The following is a 24,041-nucleotide window of genomic DNA, read 5'->3' as shown; positions in this document are numbered from 1 at the left end:
GCATTGCCGCAAAAATGCAGGAAAGCCTAACTGCGCGCGCAGTTAGGCTTTCTTCATGGCTTCAAACACTTGTCCGTCCAGCTTGTCGGCCGCACGTTTGTCATAGGTTTTCTCGTATTCGGGTACGATCGACACGCGGGAGCCATAGAACATGGCATCTCTGACCTCACGTACCAGCACGTCGACACATGCCAGCTTGAAGGGCACGCCGGCCAGCTCTTCCGTAACCACACGGACATCTCCGTATACCGCATGGAAGGAACCCGCGGCAAAAAGTGACACCGCTGCCTGCGGCTTTGCCTTGATGTTCGCAATGATCCGGGAACGCCCGTCCACCGCGAAGCGGATGGTTCCCTCATCCTTGGCGTAAACCCAGGATATGGCGTTGACGCAAGGAGCGCCGGTATCCGCATCCACCGTATTGAGGATGACGAAGGTTTCCTTCTGCAAAGTTGTCATGAGCTCTTCATTAAGAGCAGTTACCGCTTCAGCCATACCATCAGGTCCTCCTTTGACGTTGTGCCATAGATGCGAAGGTAGTACAGGTGCTGCTAGGTTCAGTATACCACAGTGCCTGGGATTTCAGCCACTAAACCCACGCCCATCCTTCATTCCAGCTGCTGCTTCAGGTGACTGGTTGCCAGCTTCCACTCTTTATCCGATATGTATACATACGGGCTTTTCCATTCGCCCTCCAGATGTATATACTCCATTTTATCCTTATCGATTCCGATATATGTCCGGATCATGGACTTCAGCTGCTCTACGGGAATATCCGTGGTGATATGTTCCCCGACAGCCTCCATCAGCTTACCCGCCGCAAGCACACCGGACGGTGATTTGAGTTTATGGAGCAGCTCCGCCACCACCATTTGCTGCCGGGCATTCCGTTCCTGGTCGCTGGATTCGGCTGTGCCGTTATTGGATTTGCGGTACCGTACAAAATCCAGGGCATTTTTCCCGTCCAAGGTCTGAAGCCCCTCCGTCAGGCTGATATTCGTCCCATCCGCCTTATCCACATACCGCATATTCATGTCTACCTCTACCTTAACCCCGCCTACTGCGTCCACAATATCCCGGAAACCCTGGAAATTAACCGTAGCCACATAATCTACAGGCACACCCAATGCCCCGGCAAACACCTTTTTGATTTTATCCGGTGCGGTGGTTTTGGAGGACGCCATCAGATTGGCATAAAAGGCGTTGGCTTTATTGGCGCGCAAGCCTTGTGACGCCTTCAGGTAGGTATCCCGGGGAATGGATACGACGGTGGCCGTTTTCCGGGACGGATTCAGCGCCGCCACCATAATCACATCGGTGTTGAGACTTCCGGTTTTGGGGCGGGAATCCACACCCAGGAGCAGCATTACCAAGGGTTTTTCGCTGGCCGACATACCGGCGGGAACGGATTGCTCCGTACCGATTTTGCCCAGCATTGGCGTAAGCTTGTACACATACAGATAGGCACCGTACCCGATCACGCCAACCAATGCCAATACAGCTATCCATATGAAGGCAAAAGCGATTTTACGGGGTTTGCCGGATAGGCGGCGGGAAGGGCTTCCCTGTTCACCGGACAGAGAGTCTGACTGAGCCATGTGGCATTCATCTCCGTTTCATGCTTATTGAAGGGGCTTGCCGGTTAATGATATTTGGGGTTGGCATCGATATCGAACAAAAGCTGCTCCGCCAGTTCCCTGCCGAACATCTGCATTTTTGTTTTGCCGTTCACCGTATAACGCACATGAATCATAGTCGTGTCCTGGGCGCTGATGGCCAATTCGGTGACACCGTGATCCTCGGTCAATATCTCCTCGAAAAAGCGCACCGTTTCCTTGGCGGCCTGATCCTCCGGCCTTGCTTCCGCCACCAGACGGATTTGCAGCCAATTAAAAAGCGAGTCCTCCAGCTTCATGGAAAATCCTCCGTTATCAATAGGATAAATGCTATGTTCCGCCAAAATTCGCAAAAAAGGCCCGGCGCAAATTGCACCGGACCTGACCTCAATTTCCTTAAGCCAAGGACCTTGCCAGCTTGCGGAAGTCTTGCCTATACGACCAAAGCTTAAATCTTAGGAATTCACTTCCGCGTTCTTGCGCTGCTTTTCAGCCCGTTCGCGTTCGCCGCGGTTCAGGAGCTTCTTACGCAGGCGGATGGATTTCGGAGTGATTTCACAATATTCGTCATCGTTCAGATACTCCAAAGCGGCTTCCAGGGAGAAAAGACGCGGTGTCTTCATACGCACGGTTTCTTCCTTGGTGGCGGAACGAATATTGTTTACCGCTTTTTCCTTGCAGATGTTGACGACAATGTCGGTATCGCGGGTATGCTCGCCTACGATCATGCCTTCATACACTTCCGCGCCGGGCATCAGGAACAGAATGCCGCGGTCTTCTACGGACAGGATGCCGTACAGGGTGGAGGTACCGTTTTCGGTGGAAATCAGAACACCCTGGTGGCGTCCGCCTACTCCTGCTCCCAGATACGGGCCGTACTTCTCGAATGCGTGGTTCATGACGCCATAACCGCGGGTCAGGGTCAGGAAGTGGGTCCGGTAGCCGATCAAACCGCGGGCCGGAATCAGGAATTCCAGACGGACAGAACCCATGCCGTTGTTGGTCATGTTGATCATTTCGGCCTTGCGGCTGCCCAAGGACTCCATGACGGCGCCCATGTTCTCCTCCGGCACGTCAATAATCAGACGTTCGATTGGCTCCATTTTTTCCCCGTCGATTTCCTTAATGATAACCTCCGGTTTGGAAACCTGCATTTCGTAACCTTCCCGGCGCATATTCTCGATGAGAATACCCAGGTGCAGCTCGCCGCGGCCCGATACAACGAACGCATCCGGGCTGTCCGTGTCTTCGACACGAAGGCTCACGTCAGTTTCCACTTCCTTATAAAGACGCTCGCGTATCTTGCGGGAGGTGACGAACTTGCCTTCCTTGCCTGCGAAGGGGCTGTTGTTTACCAAAAAGGTCATTTGCAGCGTAGGTTCGTCAATTTCCAGAACAGGCAGGGCTTCGGGATTGGCCAAATCGGCGATGGTTTCCCCGATGTTGATATCCTTAATGCCGGCAATAGCGACGATGTCACCAGCTCCCGCCTCTTCCACTTCCACACGCTTCAGGCCTTGGAAGCCGAACAGCTTCTCGATACGGGCTTGCTTGACGTTTCCTTCACGGGTACAAACGGCAACAGCCTGACCTTGGCGGATCACGCCGCGGTTAATCCGGCCGATGGCGATACGGCCCATATATTCGTTATAATCCATCAATGTGACAAGGAATTGGAGAGGATCGGTTACACTTTCGGTAGGAGCAGGGGTACGGCCCACAATGGTTTCATAGATGGCTTCCATGTTAGGCTGTTGATTATCGGCAGTAAGGGAAGAGGTCCCTTGAAGGGCAGAAGCGTATACCACAGGGAAGTCCAATTGCTCATCGGAGGCGCCAAGCTCAATAAACAGATCCAGCACTTCATCGATAACTTCCTCAGGGCGTGCGTTGGGGCGGTCGATTTTGTTTACGACAACAATGGGGTGCAGGCCGCTTTCCAGGGCTTTGCGGGTAACAAACTTGGTTTGGGGCATACAGCCCTCGAAGGCATCCACCACCAGAAGAACGCCGTCCACCATCTTCATGATCCGTTCCACTTCGCCGCCGAAGTCGGCGTGGCCCGGTGTGTCCACAATATTGATCAGGTAGTCCTTATATTCAATCGCGGTGTTTTTGGCCAAAATGGTGATGCCGCGTTCACGCTCAATGTCGTTCGAGTCCATAGCGCGTTCTTGAATGGCTTCATTCTCACGGAAAATACCGGATTGCTGGAGCAGCTTGTCTACCAGCGTGGTTTTGCCGTGGTCAACGTGGGCGATAATGGCAATGTTGCGAATTTTCTCTCTTGCATGCATAGTATGGGATTCCTCTCGCTTCCAATAAAATAGCGCCGGACAGCTCCGACGCTTGACTTTTGTTCTAAGTATACGTTTTGCCGCATCAAAAATCAAGGGATATGGCTTCCAATCGGCAAAATTCAAGGAATGCCCCTATTTTCTGCGGGAAGGGCCCAAGATGAGCTTCTTCTACAGGACCAGGAGCACGACCAAGAACACAGTACCCACCGAGCCGGTAATCACGCCGCCGATGCGGGTGGAGACTAAATAAAGGTCCGACGGTTCCGTAGCATCGGAGGACTTCCAGCTCTCTGAAAACGCCCACACAGCACCGGGCCAAACCACCATAACTGCACCGGCCAGGATTAGTAAAACAGCCATCAGGATCATCCGGGACACTCCTTTCATGATAAAAGGGATTATCCCTGCATACGTCCCTCCGGGGAAAATGTTTCATCTCACCAGCCGCGCTTGCGGGTCATAATCAACCCTACACCCGCTACAAGCAGAACGAAGATGATAAAGTAGATGCCTGCGGTAAACATAAACGCCAATGCGAAGAACACGGCGGATATAGCCGCTAAGATCATGGCTGCGGTCAGCACTCCCTTGCCGCTGTGCCGGTCGAACAGGTGAAGCTCATACAGCCCCACGGCTACGCCGAAGATAAAGCCCGGCCATAGGTAGGACATGGCCCCCCACCCGAATATATTGCAGAAAAAGAACATGAGCGAATAAGTAACCAAAATTCCGCCCGGCACCAAAACCCCCGCCGGCAGCACTCTGGAAAAATACAGGAAATGAAACACCACACCGGGCAGCAGGATGAATACGGGCCACAGAAGCCCGCCTAAAAACGAGAATACCCCCAGCTTGCCAAGCAGCAGAATAACGGCAATGCCTATCAGCACTAACCCCACCGAATAATTGTTGCGCGCCATTGCTTTGATCCCCCCAGGCAGACAGATTGCGACACACTTAGGTCTAGTTTAGCCGAAAAGGGGAGAAAATGCCAGTCACCCTTTTTGGGATTCAGGAGGCTGGCCGGATCTGTCTGGAGGGCTAGGCCTCTATAAGCAGGCTCTCCGCAGGGCTGCTGTTTCCGATAGCGGAAAGCATTTTCCACTATTGGGGGCTGGGCAGCTTTTGGGCCGGGCATTAACGGAAGCTGTTTTCCACTAAAGCCCCTGCTTCGATGGTTTTAAGGGCTTCATAATTGTAATAACGGAAGCCTCCTTCCGTTATTCTTGCGTTTCCGGTGGCGCTGATGATGATAACGGAAAGCCTCTTCCGCTATGCTTCTGCGACCTTCCCCCTGCTATTCCTTCAGCTTACTGAAGGAGGCATCATACAGCCGGAACATGGTCTTGTAGCCGGATTCGTCGATCTTCACGCCAACATCCAACCGTCCCGTGATCAAAAGAGGGCCGCTGGTGTAGCGCAATTTTTCTCCACTGCTGGTGAATGCGATCATAATCTTGTTCCAGTAGGTTTCATCGCCGTTGTCAAAGGGGCATTCCGCTCCAGGCGCGGGAATGACCAGGAACCAATGCTTCTCGAAGGACAGCACCTCGCCCATATAGCCCCGGATGGACACTGTTTTGCCGTTCAGATCCCAGAATTTCTCCGAAGGGGTATCCTGCTTGTCGTTGTCGAAGAACTCCGACCATTGGATGCTGCCTTCCTCTTTTTTGGAGGCGGAGGGTTTCTCCGCTGGGGCGGCAGCAGGGGTTACCGGCGCAGCCGATTCTTCGCCGGCGGTGGGCGGCTGGTCCGGCACAGGCGAGGCGGCCTCTGCCGAGGAGGCGGCAGGCGCTGCGGAGACGGGTGCGGCCGACTGCGTTGGAGGCGCCGCCGGAGACGGCGAGGCCAACGGCTGGCCGCTGGCAGCAGCCGAAGCAGGAGCAGCGGCAGCAGAGCTGGCCGGGGCAGCTTCCGCAGCGGGAGACGGCGCCGCTGCACCCGGCGGAGTGCCCGGCGCAGCAGACGCTGCCGGCTGGTGCCCCGTCGGTGCTGCCGTTGCCGCTGCCGTGATGGTCGCAGCCTCCGCTGCCGGCCGGGCATCGCCAAAGCTGCCGGTCTCCCCGGCCACGCCCGCCTTGCCGCCGCAGCCCGCCGCTAAAGCGGCAGCCAACATCACCGCCATTACAGCCCCCATAGGTCTAATCAGCTTGCCCATACCTGTAATCCCCTTTCTCTTCTACACTTGTGCAAATCACAACTTTTGCCTAATCAGCTTACATACATCATCTTTCAGGGTTTATCTTTTCGGAGGGGGCTCCCCCAAAAGTACCCGGAATCCGCTTCGGAGCTTCTCGTCACTTTTGGGGGTCTCTTCCGGGGGCTCCCCCAAAAGTACCCGGAATTCGCTTCAGAGCTTCTCTTCACTTTTGGGGGACTATTTACCCTCGGAACAGCTGCAGCGGGTCCGTCCGGTACATGTTCATGGCCGGAGCCAGCGTCGCCAGCCCGCCCAGCACCAGCGCCCCGGCCAGCAGCAGGCCTTCTCCCGGAGCTGAGGCCCATGCGGACAGCCGGATGCCGGTGTAGCCAAACACCGCATCCGTAAACATCCCGCTGGCTCCATGGCCCAGCAGCACACCCGCCGCAAGACCAGCCAGCGTCAGCAGCAGCCCTTCGCCCATCAGTGTGGCCCATACATAGCTGCGGGACTTGCCGATCAGGCGCAGCAGCCCAGCATCCCGCCGCCGTTCATTGGCGGCGGCAATCAGCGACAGCGTCAACGTGATGGAGGCCAGCGCCACACACAGCACCATTAAAGCGCCGGCTGCCTGTGTACCTTTGTCCGCCATATTGACCACGTCGGCAACCGCTTTGCTGGTGAACACCGCCTGGACATTATCCAAGGCGTCATACTTCAGCTTCAGCGCTTGAGCCCCGGTCAAGGTGGCCGGTTTAATCATTACAGCCGTGACCTCCCGGTTTTCCGAATGCTCATTATGATGGACCGCCCAGGCGTAATCCATGGTGGTGAAGACCGCACGGTCATCAGGAGTATGGAGCTGGGGCAGAATACCGACCACTTTATAGGAAAAGCTCTCGTGGGCCTCATGCTCCTCTTCTCCCTCCTCCTCGTGATGCTCCTCGGTGAGGCCGTGGGCGCCATGGAACGTATCCCCCACCTTCAGCCCGGCTGACTTAGCAGCAAAGGCTCCGACCACCGCTTCTCCCGTTTCCCCATACAGCTTGCCGGAGGCCAAATGTTTGTCGCCGTACCGGACCTGGAAATACCCCGGATCAACCCCTACTATGGGATAGCCGTTGTAGCTGTCCCCCGTGGTCATGCCGAAAGCGGCAACCGTTTCCGCTTCCGACTGAATGCCCGTCAGCACACTGTACGGCACATTCCCCGTAGGGGCACCCACATGGTAAAAAGTATTCAAAGCCAGCTGGGACTCGCTCCCGTCGGCGCCAACAACCACTTCGAAGGGACCGTAGCCCTTCTCCGCTCCCTGCTCCACCCCGTCCCGCAGGAGCAGGAGAAATACCGTCAGTGCCACCGTTACTGCCACCGCCGCAGCCGTCAACACCGATAACGTCCGGCGGTGCAGCACATTGCGCCATACCAATTGGAACAGATTCATGCTTCAAGCGCCTCCTTCCGCAGCGGCGGATCCTCCTGCCGCGCCGAGGAATGGGCTGCCAATACCGTGTTGATCGCTCCGATGCCGATCCGTTCCGGAAACAGCTGCGCCAGATGAAGATCATGGGTAACCGCCACCAAGGTGCTTCCCTGATCGGCGCAAAGCTCCAAGAGCAGGCGCATCACCAGCTCCGCAGACTCAAAGTCCAGGCTCCCGGTAGGTTCATCCGCCAGCACCAGGGGCGGCTCACCGATCAGCGCCCGGACGATGGCCGTCCGCTGCTGCTGGCCGCGGGAGAGCTGTCCGGGCAGATGGTCCATCCGGTCGGCCAGACCCACCCGGCCGAACCAATCCCGCAGCAGCTTCCGCCGCTCCCCCCGTTTTCCGGGCGGCAGCATCAGCTCCACATTTTCCGCAGCGGTCAAAGAACCGATTAAATGAAAGTCCTGCATGATATAACCCACATGGCGCAGCCGGAAACGGTCCCGCTCCGCTTCATTCAGCTCATGGAGAGGCGTGTCCGCCACACGCAGCTCGCCGCGGTCCGCCCTAAGGATTCCGCTGAGCAAATGCAGCACGGTGCTTTTTCCGCTTCCGCTGGGCCCCAGCAAGGCCAGGCGGCCCCCGGCCTCCACGTTCCATTGCGGAATGTGGAGGATGGGAAGCCGCCTGTCCGAAACGACAAAGTCCTTGCGGACCCCGTGAAGCTCGATCATCGCTTTCTTCATATTACGGCAGCAGAATCCGCTCGGAAAGGGAATCCCACACGAGACTCTTGCCGGTCAGCTTGCTGAAGGCGGAGAGGGGCAGATACAGCTTGCCATAGTCGTTCTCAGCAGTGATGGAGTCGGCGGCGCCGTTCCAGCTCACGGCCAGGGAATCCACGTTCACTGAATACTCACCTGCGGAACCGGTCAGCTTCACTGCACGGGAAGCATCGTCATAGGCAACGGTGATGCCCATTTTTTCGGCCAGCGCCTTGGCAGGGTACAGCACTTCCTTGTTGCGGTTGATTTTGAACTTGGGATAGATAGTCTTGGCTTGAAGTTTGGCCGTGGCAGCGTCCAGATCCACACCGAGAACCTTGGCGGAGCTTTTGGCAATGTCGGTATTATCCACTTGACCCTTCACCAGATCTGCGATCGGACCGTATGCCCATACACCAACGTCCACACCGGAGTGGCCGTGACCGGTCCAGCCGATCAGGAGGCGTTTGGCGATAACCGCATTGTAGCTGCCTTCGCGGCCGTAGGAGGAGCCGTCACCAGCCATGATTTGTGTAATTTCTTCATCGGTCAGATCGGTAATCCAAGTATTGCCTTGAACGATTTGCTTGATTTCTTCGGGTGTTTTGGCAGCCTTCAGCACAGCGGCAATGGACTCGGAGGAGTGCTTTTGCTTGTCCCAGAGATCATAGTTACTCTCATAAATATTATCGCGGGCCAGAGACAGACCGCCGGTTTCATGGTCAGCTGTAATCACCACAGAGGTGTTGCCGTCCTTCTTGGCAAAATCCATGGCAACCTTCACGGCTGCGTCAAAATCCAGCACTTCGTCGATGGTGGTGGAGAAATCGTTGGCGTGGGAGGCATGGTCAATCCGGCCGCCCTCGATCATAATGGCAAAACCGTTCGTATCCTTGGACAGAATGTCCAGCGCCTTCCCGGTCATTTGGGCCAGGCTCGGCACTGTTTCGTCCCGGTCCGGCGTGTAGGCCACATGGGAGCTGTTGAACAATCCCAGCGCCTTGCTGCTTTTAATGGAAGCAAGTCCGGCGGCGTCATAGGCGACCTCATATCCCTTGGTTTGGAAATCGCCGATGATGTTTTTGTCGGTGCGTTTGCCCTTTTCGGCAGTAGTCGTAAAGAATTGTTTGCCTCCGCCGAACAGCACGTCAATGCCGCTGTCCAGATATTGGCTGGCAATGGCGGATTCATTATCGCGGCTGCGTACGTGGGACCCATAAACAGCGGGAGTAGCATGGGTAATCCGCGCTGTGGTCACAAGGCCGGTCACCTTGCCTGCGGCTTCCGCCGCTTCCAGCACAGAGGCAAACGGCAAGGAAATATCTTCATTGGATACACTGATCCCGGCATTGTAGGTTTTGTGCCCGGTAGCGAATGCAGTGCCTGCAGAAGCCGAATCCGTTACGATACCTGATACTACAACGCCTCCGTCTTCTCCCCTGTCGGCGAATGTTGTGGCTTGTCCTACATAATAGCTGTCCAGCTCCAGGTGGTTGATGTTCTTTATGTACTTGAGGTAATCGCGTCCGGCGGTTACTTGGGCGGGACCCATGCCGTCACCGATCAGGACGATGAGATTCTTGGAGGCGGGAGCTGCTTCCGCAGCTGTAACTTTTTGCTCCACAGCAGCTGCCGGCAGCAAGGACAGGGCCAACCCGCCGGTTATGATGATTTTTGCATACTTGTTCAATTTGATCTCTCCCTTATCTGGTTTCATATGAACACCTGAGCAATTCTTGATGTTGTACGCTCTAATCATCATAATCGGGGAGTGTAAATGGGAGATTAACGGGATAGTGAAATAGGTTATTGCAATGTAAAGGGAAGATTGAGATTTTGTTAAGGTTTCCTCTATGCCGTCCTGCCGGCCCCCGGCTCCAGCAGCTTCTTCAACAATCCCGCCCCCAGCACAATCCCTGCCGTCGCCCAAGGCATGCTGCTGTGCCACAGATGGCTGTTCATTAGCTCCATCATTTTCGGGTCCTTCACCATCATCTCCCCTGCCGTATAACCCAGAATTCCTGCGCCCAGATAAACCAGCACCGGGAAACGGTGAAGGAGTTTCATCACCAATGTACTACCCCAGATAATGATGGGCACACTAAGGCCGACGCCGAGCAGAATAACCGAATAATTGTTATCGGCTCTGGCCGCGATGGCCAGCACATTGTCCAGGCTCATAATGAAGTCGGCCGCAATAATCGTCCGGATGGCATTGCCCAAGGTGGACGCTTCCTTCACCCGGTGGTCCTTTTCCTCATCGATCAGCAGCTTGATGGCGATGTACAGCAATAACAGGGACCCGATGGCCTGAATGTAGGCGATCTGCAGCAATACGACGGCAACCGCGGTCAACAAGAGCCGCAGGGCAATGGCACCGAAGGCGCCCCACCAAATTGCTCTTTTCTGCTGCTCATGAGGCAGCTTCCGGCTGGCCATAGCGATGACCACCGCGTTGTCGCCGGATAACACCAGGTTGATAATCATGATTTGGATAAAAAGCAGCATCCATTCCAGCATGTATTCTTGTCCCCCTTTTCCAAAAGAAAATGTCCACTCCGTATGATGTAACCCTATGATTAAGCATATGCGGGACATGACTGAAGTTTGTCCCCACCGGCAAATTACCGAAACCGGACAAGCCCATGAACCGTAATGTCCAACAAGGATTTGGCAAATGCTTCAAAAACCTGAAATTCGGGTATTTGAAAAGATGCCAGTCAGATGAAAAAGTGAATCTGAATAAGGGTGGTGTTTACAATCTGGTACATGAAAACGAAGGAGAAAACGTTGGAGGAGCTGCGGGTGAATCCTCAGCAGGGCTTAAGCGATGAGGAAGCGGCAAAACGGCTCGCGGAACACGGCCCTAACCGGTTGGCCGGTAAAAAGCAGAAATCCCTGCTGCAGCGGATTTTTGCCCAAATTAACGATGTTTTGGTTTATGTGCTCATTGGCGCCGCGCTTATTTCAGGCATTGTGGGGGAAATTGCGGATGCCCTGATTATTTTCCTGGTCGTGGTGCTGAACGCAGTGGTGGGCGTCGTTCAGGAATCCAAAGCGGAGCATGCTCTGGAAGCCCTGAAGCAGATGTCCACTCCCCGGGCGGTGGTCAGGCGGGGCGGCGAGCTGAAGGAAATCCCTTCCGAGGATGTAGTGCCCGGCGACCTGATTATTCTGGACGCGGGACGTTATATTCCCTGCGACCTCAGGCTTACGGAATCCGCCAACTTGCAAATCGAGGAATCCGCTCTGACCGGTGAATCGGTCCCTGTAGACAAACAGGCGGACTTTGCTCCGGAAACCGCCAACCCTGCCGACCTGCCTTTGGGCGATCAGAAGAATATGGCCTTTATGTCCACTCTGGTGACGTACGGCCGCGGCGAAGGGGTTGCCGTCGCCACAGGCATGGATTCCCAAATCGGCAAAATTGCCACTTTGCTGGAGCAGGCTGACGAGGACACAACTCCCCTTCAGAAGAATTTGGCCCAAGTGGGCAAATACCTGGGGATTGCCGCCATCGGCATCTGCGTCATCATGTTCGGTATCGGTCTGCTCCAAGGCCGTGAGCTTCTGGAAATGTTCATGACCGCCATCAGCTTGGCTGTGGCCGCCATCCCCGAAGGCATGATTGCCATCGTGTCTATCGTATTGGCCATCGGCGTACAGCGTATGATCAAGCAAAACGTTATTATCCGGAAGCTGCCTGCCGTTGAGGCCCTTGGCTCCGTAAATATCATTTGCTCAGACAAAACCGGTACATTGACGCAGAACAAGATGACAGTAACCGAGTTTTATGCGGACGGCCAATCGGCCAAGCTGGACCAGCTTTCCACCGCCACCGATTCCCACCGGATACTGCTGGAGGCTTTGGTGCTTTGTAATGACGCTACATATACGGCCGGCTCCAAAACGGGAGACCCTACGGAAATCGCGCTGCTGGTAGCGGGAGATCAAGTTAACCTGGACAAAAAATCACTGGATGAGGAGCACCGCCGGGTAAACGAACTCCCCTTCGACTCCGACCGGAAGCTGATGTCAACGCTGAACATGTATAACGGGGAATTCCGCATCCACACCAAAGGTGCCATCGACAATCTGCTCACCATCTCCACCGGAATCCACCGCAACGGGAATGTGGAGCCGATGACCGATGCGGACCGGAAGGCGATCATGGATGCGGCGCAGAGCATGTCCGACAAAGCCCTGCGGGTATTGGGAGCTGCCTATCGTCCCGTGCCGGACCGCCATATTCCCGTTGATGAAATGGAACAGGAGCTGATCTTCGTCGGTCTTGTGGGGATGATTGATCCACCGCGGACAGAGGTAGCCGACTCCATCGCCGTTTGCAAAAAGGCCGGTGTCAAAACCGTCATGATCACCGGCGACCATAAGGATACCGCCTACGCCATCGCCAGCGAGCTGGGCATCGCTTCGTCCAAGGATGAGGTCATGTCAGGCGTGGAGCTGGACCAAATCTCCGAACAGGAGCTGTCCAGCCGGATAGATAACCTGCGCGTATTTGCCCGGGTTTCCCCAGAGCACAAGGTGAAGATTGTCAGCGCGCTGCGGCAAAGAGGCAATATTGTCTCCATGACCGGGGACGGCGTAAATGACGCCCCTTCCCTCAAGCAGGCGGATATCGGGGTAGCCATGGGCATTACCGGAACGGATGTAGCGAAGGGCGCTGCCGATATGGTGCTCACTGACGATAATTTTTCGTCCATTGTCAAAGCTGTGGAGGAAGGACGGAACATTTATCGAAATATAAAGAAGTCCATTTTATTCCTGCTGTCCTGTAATCTGGGGGAAATAGTGGCGTTGTTCCTGGCGATTCTCTTCGGATGGGCGACACCTCTGCGCCCGATCCACATTCTGTGGGTCAACCTGGTGACCGATACTCTGCCTGCCCTGTCTTTGGGGATGGACCCGAAGGATCCGGCCGTTATGAAGGAAAAGCCCCGCTCCGCCAAGGAAAGCCTGTTCCACGGCAAAATCGGATACATTATGCTGTACGGAGCGATTATCGGGATTGCGACACTTGCGGCGTTTATTATCGGGATGAAAATGTACACGGACCACACGGGCTTCTTCCCGCTGATGCCCGAGGGTTATTCGGAGGATGCCCTGCGCCATGCCCAGACCTTGGCCTTCGGCGTATTGAGCTTCTCCCAGCTGGTCCATTCCTTCAACCTGCGTTCGGACACGGAATCCATCTTTAAGCTGGGCTTCGGCTCCAACATGAAGCTGGTGTACTCCTTCCTGTTCGGCGTTGTGCTGCAGGTCTGCATCATCTCCATCGCCCCTATCGCCCGGATATTCAACGTCCATGCGCTGGGTATCACCGATTGGCTGATCGTTGCCGGCTTGAGCCTGCTGCCTATGATCGTAGCGGAGATTCTGAAAGTGTTTAAAAGAAGCCGGCTGAACTAAGGAACTGCGAAGAATAGGATCCGCTGTTGACGGCAAAGCCTCTCTCTTGATTGGGGGCTTTGCCCGTCAAATCAGCGCTGCTTATGGAATCGGAGTCCCGGACAGCCGGTTTTTGTACATAAGAGAGGATCAGGTGATGCCGCAATGAAGTTTACCGATGGCAATTGGATGATTCGCAAGGGATTTACCGTTATGGGGGCCGTACAACCCCACGAAATTGAGCTTGATCCTGAAGGGCTGACAGCATATGCTGCGCCGCGGCCTTTGCACGGAAGAGGAAGTATGCTGGACACCATGCTGCTGACCGTTCGCGTTTTTTCCCCTCTACCTGGGGTGATCGGAATCCGGCTTATGCACCATATGGGAGAAGTGGAGCGGGGACCCGCCTTCTCCCTTTTTTCCGTTCCGGGGCATGAACACCTCTCTGTAGAGGAGACGGACGGCGGGGCAATTCTGCGGAGCGGCCACTTGTCGGTCCGGATCAGCTCCGGCGAGGACTGGCGGGTGGAGTTTTTTGAGCAAAACCGCCTTTTGACTGGAAGCGCCTCCAAATCCATGGCTTACATCCGTGACGCAGATGATACCGCTTACGTTCGGGAGGAGCTGGAACTGGACATCGGGGAATGCCTGTATGGCTTGGGGGAGCGGTTTACCCCTTTTGTCAAAAACGGGCAAACCGTGGATATCTGGAACGCCGACGGCGGCACCAGCACCGAGCAAGCGTACAAGAACATTCCTTTCTACATCAGCAGTAAAGGATACGGAGTTTTGGTCAACCATCCGGGACGGGTGTCCTTCGAGCTGGCCTCGGAAAAGGTGAAAAAAGCCCAGTTCAGCGTTCCCGGCGAAACCTTGGAATATTACATTCTTGCCGGCCCCACGATGAAAGATGTTCTAGGCCGGTATACGGAGCTGACAGGCAAACCCGCATTGCCCCCCGCCTGGACCTTCGGCTTGTGGCTGTCCACCTCCTTCACGACCCAATACGATGAGGAGACTGTGACTTCCTTTGTGGACGGCATGAAGGAGCGGGATATTCCCCTCCATGTGTTCCATTTTGACTGCTTCTGGATGAAGGAGTTCCATTGGACGGACTTCCGGTGGGATAGGCGGGTATTTCCCGATCCGGCGGGAATGCTGGCGCGGCTGAAGGAAAAGGGCTTGAAGATTTGCGTGTGGATTAATCCATATATCGCCCAGCGCTCTCCTTTGTTTGCCGAGGGGAAGGAAAAGGGGTATCTCCTGCACCGGGCTAACGGCGATGTATGGCAGGGGGATCAATGGCAGCCGGGAATGGCTTTGGTGGATTTCACCAATCCTGAGGCCTGCCGGTGGTATGCGGGATACCTCAGGGAGCTGGTGGAGATGGGTGTGGACGCCTTCAAAACCGACTTCGGCGAACGGATCCCGGTGGATGTGGCGTATGCGGACGGTTCTGATCCGGTTCTGATGCATAATTATTATACCTTCTTATATAACCGGACTGTTTTCAATGTACTGGAGGAGCTGCTGGGACCGGGAGAAGCCGCGGTATTCGCCCGTTCCGCCACGGTGGGCTGCCAGCAGTTTCCCGTCCACTGGGGCGGGGACTGCTACGCCGACTACGGGGCCATGGCCGAAAGCCTTCGGGGCGGCCTGTCCCTGGGCCTCTCCGGCTTCGGCTTCTGGAGCCACGACATCGGCGGCTTTGAGAACACCGCCCCGGCCCATGTGTTCAAGCGTTGGCTGGCCTTCGGACTGCTCTCCAGCCACAGCCGCCTGCACGGCAGCCATTCCTACCGGGTGCCATGGGCGTATGATGAGGAGTCGGTGGATACGGCCCGCTTTTTCACCAAGCTCAAGTGCAGCCTGATGCCCTATCTCTACGACGCCGCTGCCCAAGCGCATGAGCTGGGACTGCCGGTGATGCGGGCGATGGTGCTGGAGTTCCCGGAGGATCCGGCCTGTCTGTATCTGGACCGGCAGTACATGTTAGGCGGCAGTCTGCTGGTGGCCCCGGTGTTCAGTGAACAAGGAGATGTGGATTATTATCTGCCCCGCGGGAGGTGGACCCGGCTGTTAACCGGCGAAACGGAAGAAGGCGGCCGCTGGATCAGGGAAAACCATGGTTTCTTAAGTCTGCCGCTTTGGGTACGGCCCAATTCCTTCTTGGCTGTGGGGGCCGTGGACCACCGGCCGGACTATACGTATGCGGAAGACGCCGACCTCCGGCTGTACGCGTTGGAGGACGGCCAGCATACGAAGGTGCAGGTTCGGGACACCAAAGGAGCCGTTGCCCTGTCCGTTTTGGCAGAGAGGGAGCAGCAGGCGCTGCGGGTCCGTTATGAAGGAACCGGCGCCCCCTTCCGGATTTCACTGTATAGTATGGGAGCGGTGTCTGCTGTGGAAGGTACCGGTGTTGAAGCCGGGCCGGATGCGCAAAGCGTATGTATTCCCGCCGGCGCCTTGGCCGGTGAGATTACCATTCGTTTGGAATAAGGCGGACAGATAGGCGGCAGCTCAACCCGCATAGCAAAGCCCCCTTCGTTGGATGTTAGTCCAACGGAGGGGGTTTGTTTTTGGCGATGATGGCAGCGGCTGGTTCCTGCCTCCCAAAGTACGCCGAAGCGCTAACGGAACTCAGAAGCCCTTAGCGGCCGTAAATTGGCCAGTTTGAATTCTAACGGAACTCAGCGACCCTTAGAGCACAATTTGCGCCCAAATTGGTCCAGTTTACGCGGCTAAGTGTCTCTGAGTTCCTTTAACGCACGAAGCCGCTGGATTTTAGCCTGTAAGCGTCTCTAAGTTCCGTTAGAGCGCGGAGGGCGCGGGTTCCACCTTTACTCGTTTACGCCCCAAGTCGGCGGGCCCCCCTGGAATCCTCTATTACCTAAAACAACTCGTCCAGCTCACGGGCGGATTGGCCCGCCTCGATTACCTGTGTTTCCGTGCCTTCCACCGCAAGCCGGATCAGCTCATCCAGCCCCGGAATCATCGCCTCCACCTTTTCCACCGTCCGGATGCTCGGGTTTGTAGAGGGAGATTTGGGCAGGAAGAGAGTACAGCAATCCTCATACGGCTGGATGGAGATGGGGAAGGTGCCGATTTTCTCCGAAACCTTCACAATTTCCCCCTTATCCATGGTAATCAGCGGCCGCAGCACCGGAATCTGCGCCGCTCGGCCGATAACGTCCAGACTGGCCAGGGTTTGGCTGGCTACTTGGCCCAGGCTCTCCCCGGTAATCAACGCTTTGGCGGACCGCCGCTCCGCCAACTGCTCTGCAATCCGCAGCATGGCCCGCTTCATACAAATCACCAGCAGATTTTCGCGCCCCTGCTCCTTCAGCTTCACCTGAATGTCCGTAAACGGCACCATATGCAGCTTAAGTGTACCCGAATACCTTGCCAGTTCCCGGGCCAGGTCCTCCACCTTCCGTTTGGCGCGTTCACTGGTGTAGGGATAGCTGTGGAAATGGACGGCTTCAATCTCCAGTCCCATCCGCATGGACAGCCAGCCCGCAACCGGACTGTCAATCCCTCCGGATAAAAGCAGCATCCCCTTCCCGTTGGTGCCCAGCGGATACCCGCCGCTTCCCGGCACAATATCCGTAAACACAAAAGCCTCCTTGTCACGGATATCCACCCACAGCGTCACCTCCGGATGATGCACATCCACCAGCCAGCCTTGGGTGTGGCGCAGAATATGCCCGCCCACCAGCTGCATCAGCGCCATGGAATCATGGGGATACTTTTTGTTGGAGCGTTTGGCCGCTACCTTAAAGGTGCGCTTCCCTTCCGGAGACTCCAGCTCCCGCATCAGCTCAAGCGCCTTCTCCCGGATATCTTCCAATTCCAGGCTGACCCTATGGGCAGGGCTGTAAGAAGCCAGCCCAAAAATCTTGTCCAGCACCTCTGCCGCCGCCTCATACGGCGTTTCCTGCAGATCAATATGAATACGTCCAAATTCCAGGGATATTCCTGTATTGGGATATTGCTCCCGCAAGGGCTGCAGCTGCTGCAGCACCCGTTTTTCGAAACGGTGCCGGTTGCGGCCCTTCAGGGTAAGCTCGCCCAGTCGGACTATGACTGTGTTGGGGTTCATCGTATGTTTCCTCCTAAGCGCTTTTCGTCACATATTAGCTAAGTCCGGATGAGGGGGCCAGCTTGCGCAATACGCGCTCCAGCTCATCGGCAGCCCGCTCCAGATCTTCTTTAGTCTCATTTTCCGAAAAGCTGATGCGCAAGCCTGCGGCAGCTTCGGCCTCCGGGATGCCCATAGCCGAGAGCACCCGGCTGGGGCGGTTGTCGCCCGACGAACACGCGGAACGGGTGGAAATATAAATCTCCTTCTCCTCCAGGCTGTGCACCAAGGTTTCGGGTCTGTAGCCGGGGCAGGAGAATTGAACCACATGGGGCGCCATCTCCCCCATCCGCGGGGAGCCATGAACCACAACGCCGTCCATCTGGGACAGCCGTCCCACCAAGCTTTCCCGCAAGGCATACATATGTGCTGTTTTAGCAGCCAGGCCCTCCACCGCCAGACGGGCGGCCTTGGCCATGCCTACAATCAGGGGCACATTCTCGGTGCCTGAACGCAGCCCCTGCTCCTGCCCTCCTCCGGCCAGAAGCGGATACAGCTGCAGCCCCTCCCGCTTGTACAGCATCCCAATTCCCTTGGGGCCGCGGAATTTATGTGCGGAAAAACTGACCAGATCGGCATTCCACTTGGCTGGAGACACCGGCAGTTTGCCGAAAGCCTGCACCGCATCCACATGGAACACAATACGGGGATACTGCTTCAGCAGCTGTCCCGCCTCCTCAACCGGTTGAATGCGGCCCGTTTCGTTGTTGACCGCCATGATGCTGACCAGGATCGTATCCTTCCTTATGGCTGCTGCCAAATCCTCCACCCGCACCGCTCCGGTGGCATCCACCGGCAGATAGGTCACCCGGAAACCCTCCTGCTCCAGCTGCCGGAAGGCCTCGTACACGGAAGGATGCTCGATAGTGGTGGTGATCAGGTGATTGCCCCGGGAGCGAAAGGCCATTGCCGCCCCTTTCACCGCCATGTTGTTGCTCTCCGTCCCTCCGGAGGTAAACAGAATTTCCTGGGGTTTAGCCAAAAGGGTGCCGGACAGCACCTCCCTGGCGCGGATCAGCAGCTTCTCTGCCTCCACTCCAAGCCGGTGAAGGGAGCTGGGATTGCCGTAATATACATTCATACACTGCGTCACGGCCGCGGTTACCTCCGGCCGCAGCGGTGTCGTAGCGCAATAATCCAGATAAAGCATACGTCTCGGTTCTCCTTTTTCTATACAAAAAGAAAAAAGACCGGTTATCTCGATCTTTTCCCGTGTACGTTCTATGGTAGTACAGCCCGTCCCAAAATACCAGCCCCAATATGAGGACCCCTGGCTGTTATGCTTCGTATTGCGCTTTATAACCCAGCACCTTGGATACGTAAGCTTGGGTTTCCTTGGGCAATTGCCCCAGCTTGGCATACAGGTCCGCATCGTTCTTTATGCCCAGCCTGTCCACCCTGCCCGGACCAGCGTTATACGCGGCCAATGCCACAGCCTCGTTGCCGTCATACTTGCGCAGCAGGTTGGATAAGAAGCGTGTGCCGCCTTCAATATTCTGAACCGCATCGAAGGGATTGCTGACCCCCAGCCCCTGGCCGGTGGCGTCCATCAGCTGCATCAGGCCCTTGGCTCCCGCCTTGGACACGGCATTGCTGTCATATCCCGACTCCGCCTCGATAACCGCCTTCACCAGGCTGGACTCCACACCGTGACGCCGGCTTGCCGCTTGGATCGGCTGTTCATAATCGGAGGGTGCCGATTTGCCGGGTACCGATGCGCTTAGGGCTGCATTGCCCAGGTAAGCGGAGCTCCATTTTCCTCTGGCCAGCAGCTCCGCGGCGGGAATCACCTTATGTCTGGAGGATTCCGCAGCAGAATCACCCACCAATAGCTGGAGCAGCTCGGAAAAATCCGTTCCCGTTCCGTTTGTTTGGCTCCCGCCAGTCAGTGTATCCGTACTCTGGAGCATCTGCAGAGACAGCAGCTGTTTGAGCACAGATGGATCAATGGACATGACTATCGCTCCCCGGTTGTAAAGTTACGCCTTCCACTCCATATTGTACCTTGTTTGGGTTGTCTAATCTACTGGAAATATAGCGAATTTGCATGAATCAGGTCTATAGGCTTAGGGCAGACTATTGCCAAATAAGTCCAAAAGCATATAAAGGAGCAGCTTATGCTGGAAAAACTGCTAAAATTCCTGACCCAAATCAATTTGCTGGTGGCCTTCCTCATCCTGTTGGCCGGGCACATCATGATGTATTACCTGCTGGAGAATGAAAACTGGCTGGCGCTGGCCTTCGCCGCTTCCCTGACGGATACCGCCGTTCTGGCCGGCCTGCAGCTGTATGCCATGTTCAAAACACGGGCCAAATAATAACGGACAACAAATGTCTGCTATTTTGTACAATGGGCCTCATCGGGCTGAATACCGACATAAAATGTCTGTTAACCGCCCCATTCCCTGCTTTTTTCACTAAAATGGGAGCATTAGCAGACAAATTATGTCGTTATTTCCTGCAATCAGCCCTTTTGTCGTTTATAGCAGACATTGTTTGCCGCTTACATTCCACATTTCATCATCTGGCAGCAGCACAGCTGTTTCCTATCTCCTTCGGCTCCGGAAGCAAAAAAACAGACCCGCTGAACAAAAACAGCCGGGTCTGTTCCGTGTTTGCCTTTAAAACCGCTGCTCCCGGACATACGGGACACCCAGCGCCTCCGGTGTGCCGGAGGGTTTATTGCGGTTGCGCCAGCCCAGGTACATCAGCACCAGGATGGTGACCACATAAGGAATCATTTTGAGAAAATAAACCGGAATCGTGCTGCCTGTCAGCTGAATCCGGAAGCCAAGGGAGTCCAGGGCGCCGAAGAGATATGCGCAGAACAGGGCCCGCAGCGGATTCCATCTGGCGAAGATAATCAGCGCTACGGCAATCCAGCCCTTGCCTGAGGTCATCCCCTCCGTCCAGCTGGGGGTATAGGCCAGAATCAGGTCCGCTCCGGCCAAACCAATCAATGCTGTGCCGCTGATTACATAGAGATACCGGGACAGCTGCACCCGGATGCCCATAACATCCGCTGTAGCAGGGCTGTCGCCGATGGCTTTGAGATGAAGACCAAAAGAGGTGTAATGGATCAAGAGATGCAGCACAATCACCAGGAAAATACTGAACCAGGTGAGTACATCCATCCGGGAGAACAGCTCGCCAATCAACGGGATCGGCTTCAGGAACGGAAGCTCCACTAACGGAGCTTTGCCGGGCAAGGGCTGACCGCTGATGGATTTGCCCAGATAAGCACTGAGCCCGCTGCCAAACAGGGTCATGGCCAAGCCGGTCATGGCGTGATTGGCCCTCAGGGTTACTGTCAGGAAAGCATGCAGCACACCCAGCAGCGCCGTTACCGCTACGGCCGAGATAAGAGTCAAAGCCAGGCTGCCGGTGCGGATGTACACCAGACAGGTGACCACAGCGCCCATGAGCATAATGCCCTCGGCGCCAAGCTGGATAATGCCCGCCCGTTCATTCAGAATGCCGCCCAATGTGGCCAGCAGAAGCGGAGTGCCGGCGGAAACTGCCGCCACCAGCAGTTGAACGGAGAAGCTGTACAGGTTGAAATCGTTCATATGCTTGTTTTCTCCTCCTTAGTTCTTCCGCAAGCGGAACCGGACCAGCATATCGCCGGCGATCAGGAAAAACAGAATCGCCCCTTGCAGCATATCCGAAATGGATGAGGGCAGCCCGATGGTCTGCACGCTGTAACCACCCACGATAAGAGCGCCGAACATCACGGACGAAACCACGATGCCCAGGGGATTCAGCTTCGCCAGCCAAGCCACAATAATAGCCGTATAACCGTAACCTGGAGAAATCCCCTGCATCAGCTTGTGGGTGACGCCGGAAACCTCGGACATGCCGGCAAGGCCTGCAAGACCGCCGCTAATCAGCATCACGATCAGAATATGGCGTTTAATATGGATACCCGCATATTTGGCAGCGTTGGGATTGGCGCCGATCAGGCGGAGCTCGTAGCCCCACTTGGTGTATTTGACCATCAGGAAATAAACCAGTACCGCAATAAGTCCGAAAATCAGGCCGAAATGCAGGCGCGTAGTGCCCAGCACCGGCAGGGATTGGGCTCCCGAAAATACAGGAGAGCCGGGGAAGTTAAACCCCTTGGGGTCCTTCCAAGGACCGAAGACCACATAATCCATTGCCAGCAAGGCTACGTAGTTCAACATTAATGAAGTAATTAATTCATTAACCTGAAAATAAACCTTGGGCAGCGCCGTCAACAGGCCCCAAACACCGCCGGCCGCAATACTGGCGATCACCATCACCGGGATGGCTACATAACCGGGCAAACCGGGCATGTAGATAGTAATGGCCGTTGCTGCCATAGCGCCGGCTACAAACTGTCCCTCCGCCCCGATGTTCCAGACGGAAATCCGGTAGGCTACGGCAATGCCCAAGCCGCATAGCAGAAGCGGAATCGCCTTGACCAGCGTTTCTGTAAAACCGTAGCTGGAGCCGAAGGCGCCGTCGAACATTTTGGCGTAGACGGTGAGCGGGTTCATCCCGTTGGCCGCAATGAACACGGCGCAGGCCGCCAAGGCCAGAATAATGGAAACCACGGGAGCCCACCACGGGGTCTTAATAATGGACATATCCAGTTGGAACCGATATGAAAAACCTTTCTTTTCCTTCACCGGTGCGGTGGAGGCGATGCCTTGCCGGCTCATACGGCAGCCCCTTTCTCGTGTTTGATACCGGCCATCAGCATCCCGATTTGCTCCCGGTTGGCTTCCTCGAAGGTCTGCTCCCCGATAATCTGGCCGTTGTAGATCACCAGAATCCGGTCGGACAGCTGCAGGAGTTCATCCAGATCCTCAGAAATCAACAGCACACCGCTGCCGGACTGCCGCAGATCCATAAGAAGCTTATGCACACCTTCCGTGGCGCCGACGTCCAGACCTTGTGTTGGATGAACGGCAACCATCAGCTTCGGGCGGTGGCTAATCTCACGGGCGAACAGCAGCTTTTGCTGGTTGCCGCCGGACAGCTGCTGGACAGGTGCGTCCAAGGAGGCGGTCTTCACGTCGAAGTCCTCCACCAGGGACTGGGACCAAATGCGGTTTTTCACAGAGCGGAGCATACCGAATATGGAATGCTCCGGCGAACGGTACGACTTAAACAGCAGATTGTCCACGGACCCCAAACGGCCGGCAAGACCGCTTTTCATCCGGTTCTCCGGAACGTGGGCAATTCCTGCATCGATGGCTCCCCGGACGGAAGCACTTTTCACACGTTTGCCGTCAAAGTTAATTTCGCCGTCCCGCCACGGATGCAGGCCGGTGAGCACCTCAGCCAGCTCCTTCTGGCCGTTGCCCGCAACGCCGGCGATGCCGACTATCTCCCCTTCACGGACATGAAGAGACAGGTGATCCAGAGCCTTACGCCCATGTTCGGCGAATACGTTCAGATTTTTCACCTCAAGCAGACGTTTTCCCTTGGTGGGTGTACGTGCCTGCCGTGTAATGGTGACCTCCCGGCCCACCATAAGCTGGGCCAGCTCCCGCTCGTTGGTATCCGCCGTATTCAAGGTGGCAATCATCTTGCCTTTGCGCATAACGGAAATCCGGTCGGATACGGCCAGCACTTCCTTCATTTTATGCGTGGTGATAATGACGGTTTTGCCTTCCTCTTTCATACGAATCAGAGTAGCAAACAATTGCTCTGCTTCTCCGGGGGTCAATACAGAGGTGGGTTCATCCAATATGATAATATTGGCCCCACGGTACAGGGTCTTCACAATCTCCACCCGCTGCTGCTCGCCTACGGACAGCTGCCAGATGGGACGGTCAACGGGAAACGCCAGCCCGAAGTGCTCCGCCAGCTCTTCAATCTCCTTGCATTTGGCCTTCATCCATTTCGTGCCGCGCCAAAAAGACGCCTTTTCGCCAAGCACGATGTTCTCCGCCGCTGTCAGCGTGTGGACAAGCCTGAAATTCTGGAACACCATCCCCACACCCAATGCGGCTGCATCCTTGGGGGAGCGGATTTTCACCGGCTTCCCGCGAATGATAATGTCGCCCTCATCAGCGCGGTAAACTCCTGACAGCATACTCATCATCGTGCTTTTGCCGGCGCCATTCTCGCCCAGAAGCGCATGGATTTCACCGACAGATGCCGAAAAATCGACTTGATCGTTTGCGAGCACCGAACCGAACCGTTTTACTATCCGTTTCATCTCGACTGCCTGGTCCAGCATACCGAATTTGGCCCCCTCGAAAGTTCATACA

General features: G+C 55.8%; 20 protein-coding genes. 3 read left to right on the top strand and 17 right to left on the bottom strand.

Annotated elements, in window-relative coordinates:
- Window positions 1-42: 42 nt before the first annotated feature.
- From ACI1P1_RS15765 to ACI1P1_RS15715, 11 genes are all read right to left on the bottom strand, one after another.
- Window positions 43-495 (bottom strand): pyridoxamine 5'-phosphate oxidase family protein, encoded by a 453-nt coding sequence (locus ACI1P1_RS15765; protein ID WP_416217369.1) that lies wholly within the window; start codon window positions 493-495, stop codon window positions 43-45.
- Window positions 496-608: 113 nt separating this feature from the next.
- Window positions 609-1,598, bottom strand: coding sequence for an LCP family protein (locus tag ACI1P1_RS15760; protein ID WP_416217368.1), 990 nt, complete (start codon window positions 1,596-1,598; stop codon window positions 609-611).
- Between the two features lie 44 nt (window positions 1,599-1,642).
- A complete protein-coding gene (locus ACI1P1_RS15755) occupies window positions 1,643-1,915 on the bottom strand; it encodes a hypothetical protein (protein WP_416217367.1) in 273 nt (90 codons plus the stop codon).
- A 156-nt stretch (window positions 1,916-2,071) separates the two neighbouring features.
- On the bottom strand, window positions 2,072-3,913 hold the full coding sequence (gene typA, locus ACI1P1_RS15750; RefSeq protein WP_416217366.1) for a translational GTPase TypA: 1,842 nt from the start codon (window positions 3,911-3,913) through the stop codon (window positions 2,072-2,074).
- A 171-nt stretch (window positions 3,914-4,084) separates the two neighbouring features.
- Complete coding sequence (locus ACI1P1_RS15745) at window positions 4,085-4,303, bottom strand: DUF6199 family natural product biosynthesis protein (RefSeq protein WP_416217365.1); 219 nt, start codon at window positions 4,301-4,303, stop codon at window positions 4,085-4,087.
- Window positions 4,304-4,353: 50 nt separating this feature from the next.
- Window positions 4,354-4,836, bottom strand: coding sequence for a hypothetical protein (locus tag ACI1P1_RS15740; protein WP_416217364.1), 483 nt, complete (start codon window positions 4,834-4,836; stop codon window positions 4,354-4,356).
- A 377-nt stretch (window positions 4,837-5,213) separates the two neighbouring features.
- A complete protein-coding gene (locus tag ACI1P1_RS15735; protein WP_416217363.1) occupies window positions 5,214-6,074 on the bottom strand; it encodes a hypothetical protein in 861 nt (286 codons plus the stop codon).
- Between the two features lie 223 nt (window positions 6,075-6,297).
- Window positions 6,298-7,500, bottom strand: coding sequence for an ABC transporter permease (locus ACI1P1_RS15730; RefSeq protein ID WP_416217362.1), 1,203 nt, complete (start codon window positions 7,498-7,500; stop codon window positions 6,298-6,300).
- A complete protein-coding gene (locus ACI1P1_RS15725) occupies window positions 7,497-8,228 on the bottom strand; it encodes an ABC transporter ATP-binding protein (protein ID WP_416217361.1) in 732 nt (243 codons plus the stop codon). The genes ACI1P1_RS15730 and ACI1P1_RS15725 overlap by 4 nt, the downstream gene beginning before the upstream one ends.
- Before the next feature lies 1 nt (window position 8,229).
- On the bottom strand, window positions 8,230-9,942 hold the full coding sequence (locus tag ACI1P1_RS15720; protein WP_416217392.1) for an alkaline phosphatase: 1,713 nt from the start codon (window positions 9,940-9,942) through the stop codon (window positions 8,230-8,232).
- A gap of 155 nt (window positions 9,943-10,097) precedes the next feature.
- On the bottom strand, window positions 10,098-10,766 hold the full coding sequence (locus ACI1P1_RS15715) for a TerC family protein (RefSeq protein ID WP_416217360.1): 669 nt from the start codon (window positions 10,764-10,766) through the stop codon (window positions 10,098-10,100).
- A gap of 249 nt (window positions 10,767-11,015) precedes the next feature.
- Between ACI1P1_RS15715 and ACI1P1_RS15710 the strand changes: the two genes are divergently transcribed.
- Both ACI1P1_RS15710 and yicI read left to right on the top strand, forming a co-directional pair.
- Window positions 11,016-13,676 carry a cation-translocating P-type ATPase gene (locus ACI1P1_RS15710; protein ID WP_416217359.1) on the top strand — a complete coding sequence of 887 codons (2,661 nt, stop codon included), beginning with the start codon at window positions 11,016-11,018 and terminating at the stop codon, window positions 13,674-13,676.
- 144 nt (window positions 13,677-13,820) lie between these two features.
- Entirely contained in the window at window positions 13,821-16,154 is a 2,334-nt protein-coding gene (gene yicI / locus ACI1P1_RS15705; protein ID WP_416217358.1) for an alpha-xylosidase, read from the top strand.
- A gap of 391 nt (window positions 16,155-16,545) precedes the next feature.
- Here yicI and thiI read toward each other — a convergent pair whose 3' ends face one another.
- From thiI to ACI1P1_RS15690, 3 genes are all read right to left on the bottom strand, one after another.
- Window positions 16,546-17,757, bottom strand: coding sequence for a tRNA uracil 4-sulfurtransferase ThiI (gene thiI, locus ACI1P1_RS15700; RefSeq protein ID WP_416217356.1), 1,212 nt, complete (start codon window positions 17,755-17,757; stop codon window positions 16,546-16,548).
- A gap of 34 nt (window positions 17,758-17,791) precedes the next feature.
- A complete protein-coding gene (locus ACI1P1_RS15695; RefSeq protein ID WP_416217355.1) occupies window positions 17,792-18,946 on the bottom strand; it encodes a cysteine desulfurase family protein in 1,155 nt (384 codons plus the stop codon).
- A gap of 127 nt (window positions 18,947-19,073) precedes the next feature.
- On the bottom strand, window positions 19,074-19,751 hold the full coding sequence (locus ACI1P1_RS15690) for a lytic transglycosylase domain-containing protein (RefSeq protein ID WP_416217354.1): 678 nt from the start codon (window positions 19,749-19,751) through the stop codon (window positions 19,074-19,076).
- 162 nt (window positions 19,752-19,913) lie between these two features.
- Here ACI1P1_RS15690 and ACI1P1_RS15685 point away from each other — a divergent pair, with 162 nt between their 5' ends.
- Entirely contained in the window at window positions 19,914-20,114 is a 201-nt protein-coding gene (locus tag ACI1P1_RS15685) for a hypothetical protein (protein WP_416217353.1), read from the top strand.
- A gap of 303 nt (window positions 20,115-20,417) precedes the next feature.
- On the opposite strand, the gene ACI1P1_RS15680 is transcribed toward ACI1P1_RS15685, so the two are convergent.
- Genes ACI1P1_RS15680 through ACI1P1_RS15670 form a run of 3 tightly spaced genes read right to left on the bottom strand, consistent with a single transcriptional unit; the run spans window position 20,418 to window position 24,010 of the window.
- Window positions 20,418-21,365, bottom strand: coding sequence for an ABC transporter permease (locus ACI1P1_RS15680; RefSeq protein ID WP_416217352.1), 948 nt, complete (start codon window positions 21,363-21,365; stop codon window positions 20,418-20,420).
- A gap of 18 nt (window positions 21,366-21,383) precedes the next feature.
- Complete coding sequence (locus ACI1P1_RS15675) at window positions 21,384-22,481, bottom strand: ABC transporter permease (RefSeq protein WP_416217351.1); 1,098 nt, start codon at window positions 22,479-22,481, stop codon at window positions 21,384-21,386.
- The gene (locus tag ACI1P1_RS15670; protein ID WP_416217350.1) at window positions 22,478-24,010 is read right to left on the bottom strand and encodes an ABC transporter ATP-binding protein; all 1,533 of its coding nucleotides are present in this window, start codon (window positions 24,008-24,010) and stop codon (window positions 22,478-22,480) included. Before ACI1P1_RS15670 ends, ACI1P1_RS15675 begins: the two co-directional genes overlap by 4 nt.
- Window positions 24,011-24,041 lie beyond the last annotated feature (31 nt).

It is taken from the genome of Paenibacillus mesotrionivorans, from assembly GCF_046098205.1.
In the GTDB taxonomy this organism is placed as follows: Bacteria; Bacillota; Bacilli; order Paenibacillales; family NBRC-103111; genus Paenibacillus_AR; species Paenibacillus_AR mesotrionivorans.
Note: the sequence above shows the minus strand (reverse complement) of the source record. Positions and strands in the feature narration are given on the sequence as shown.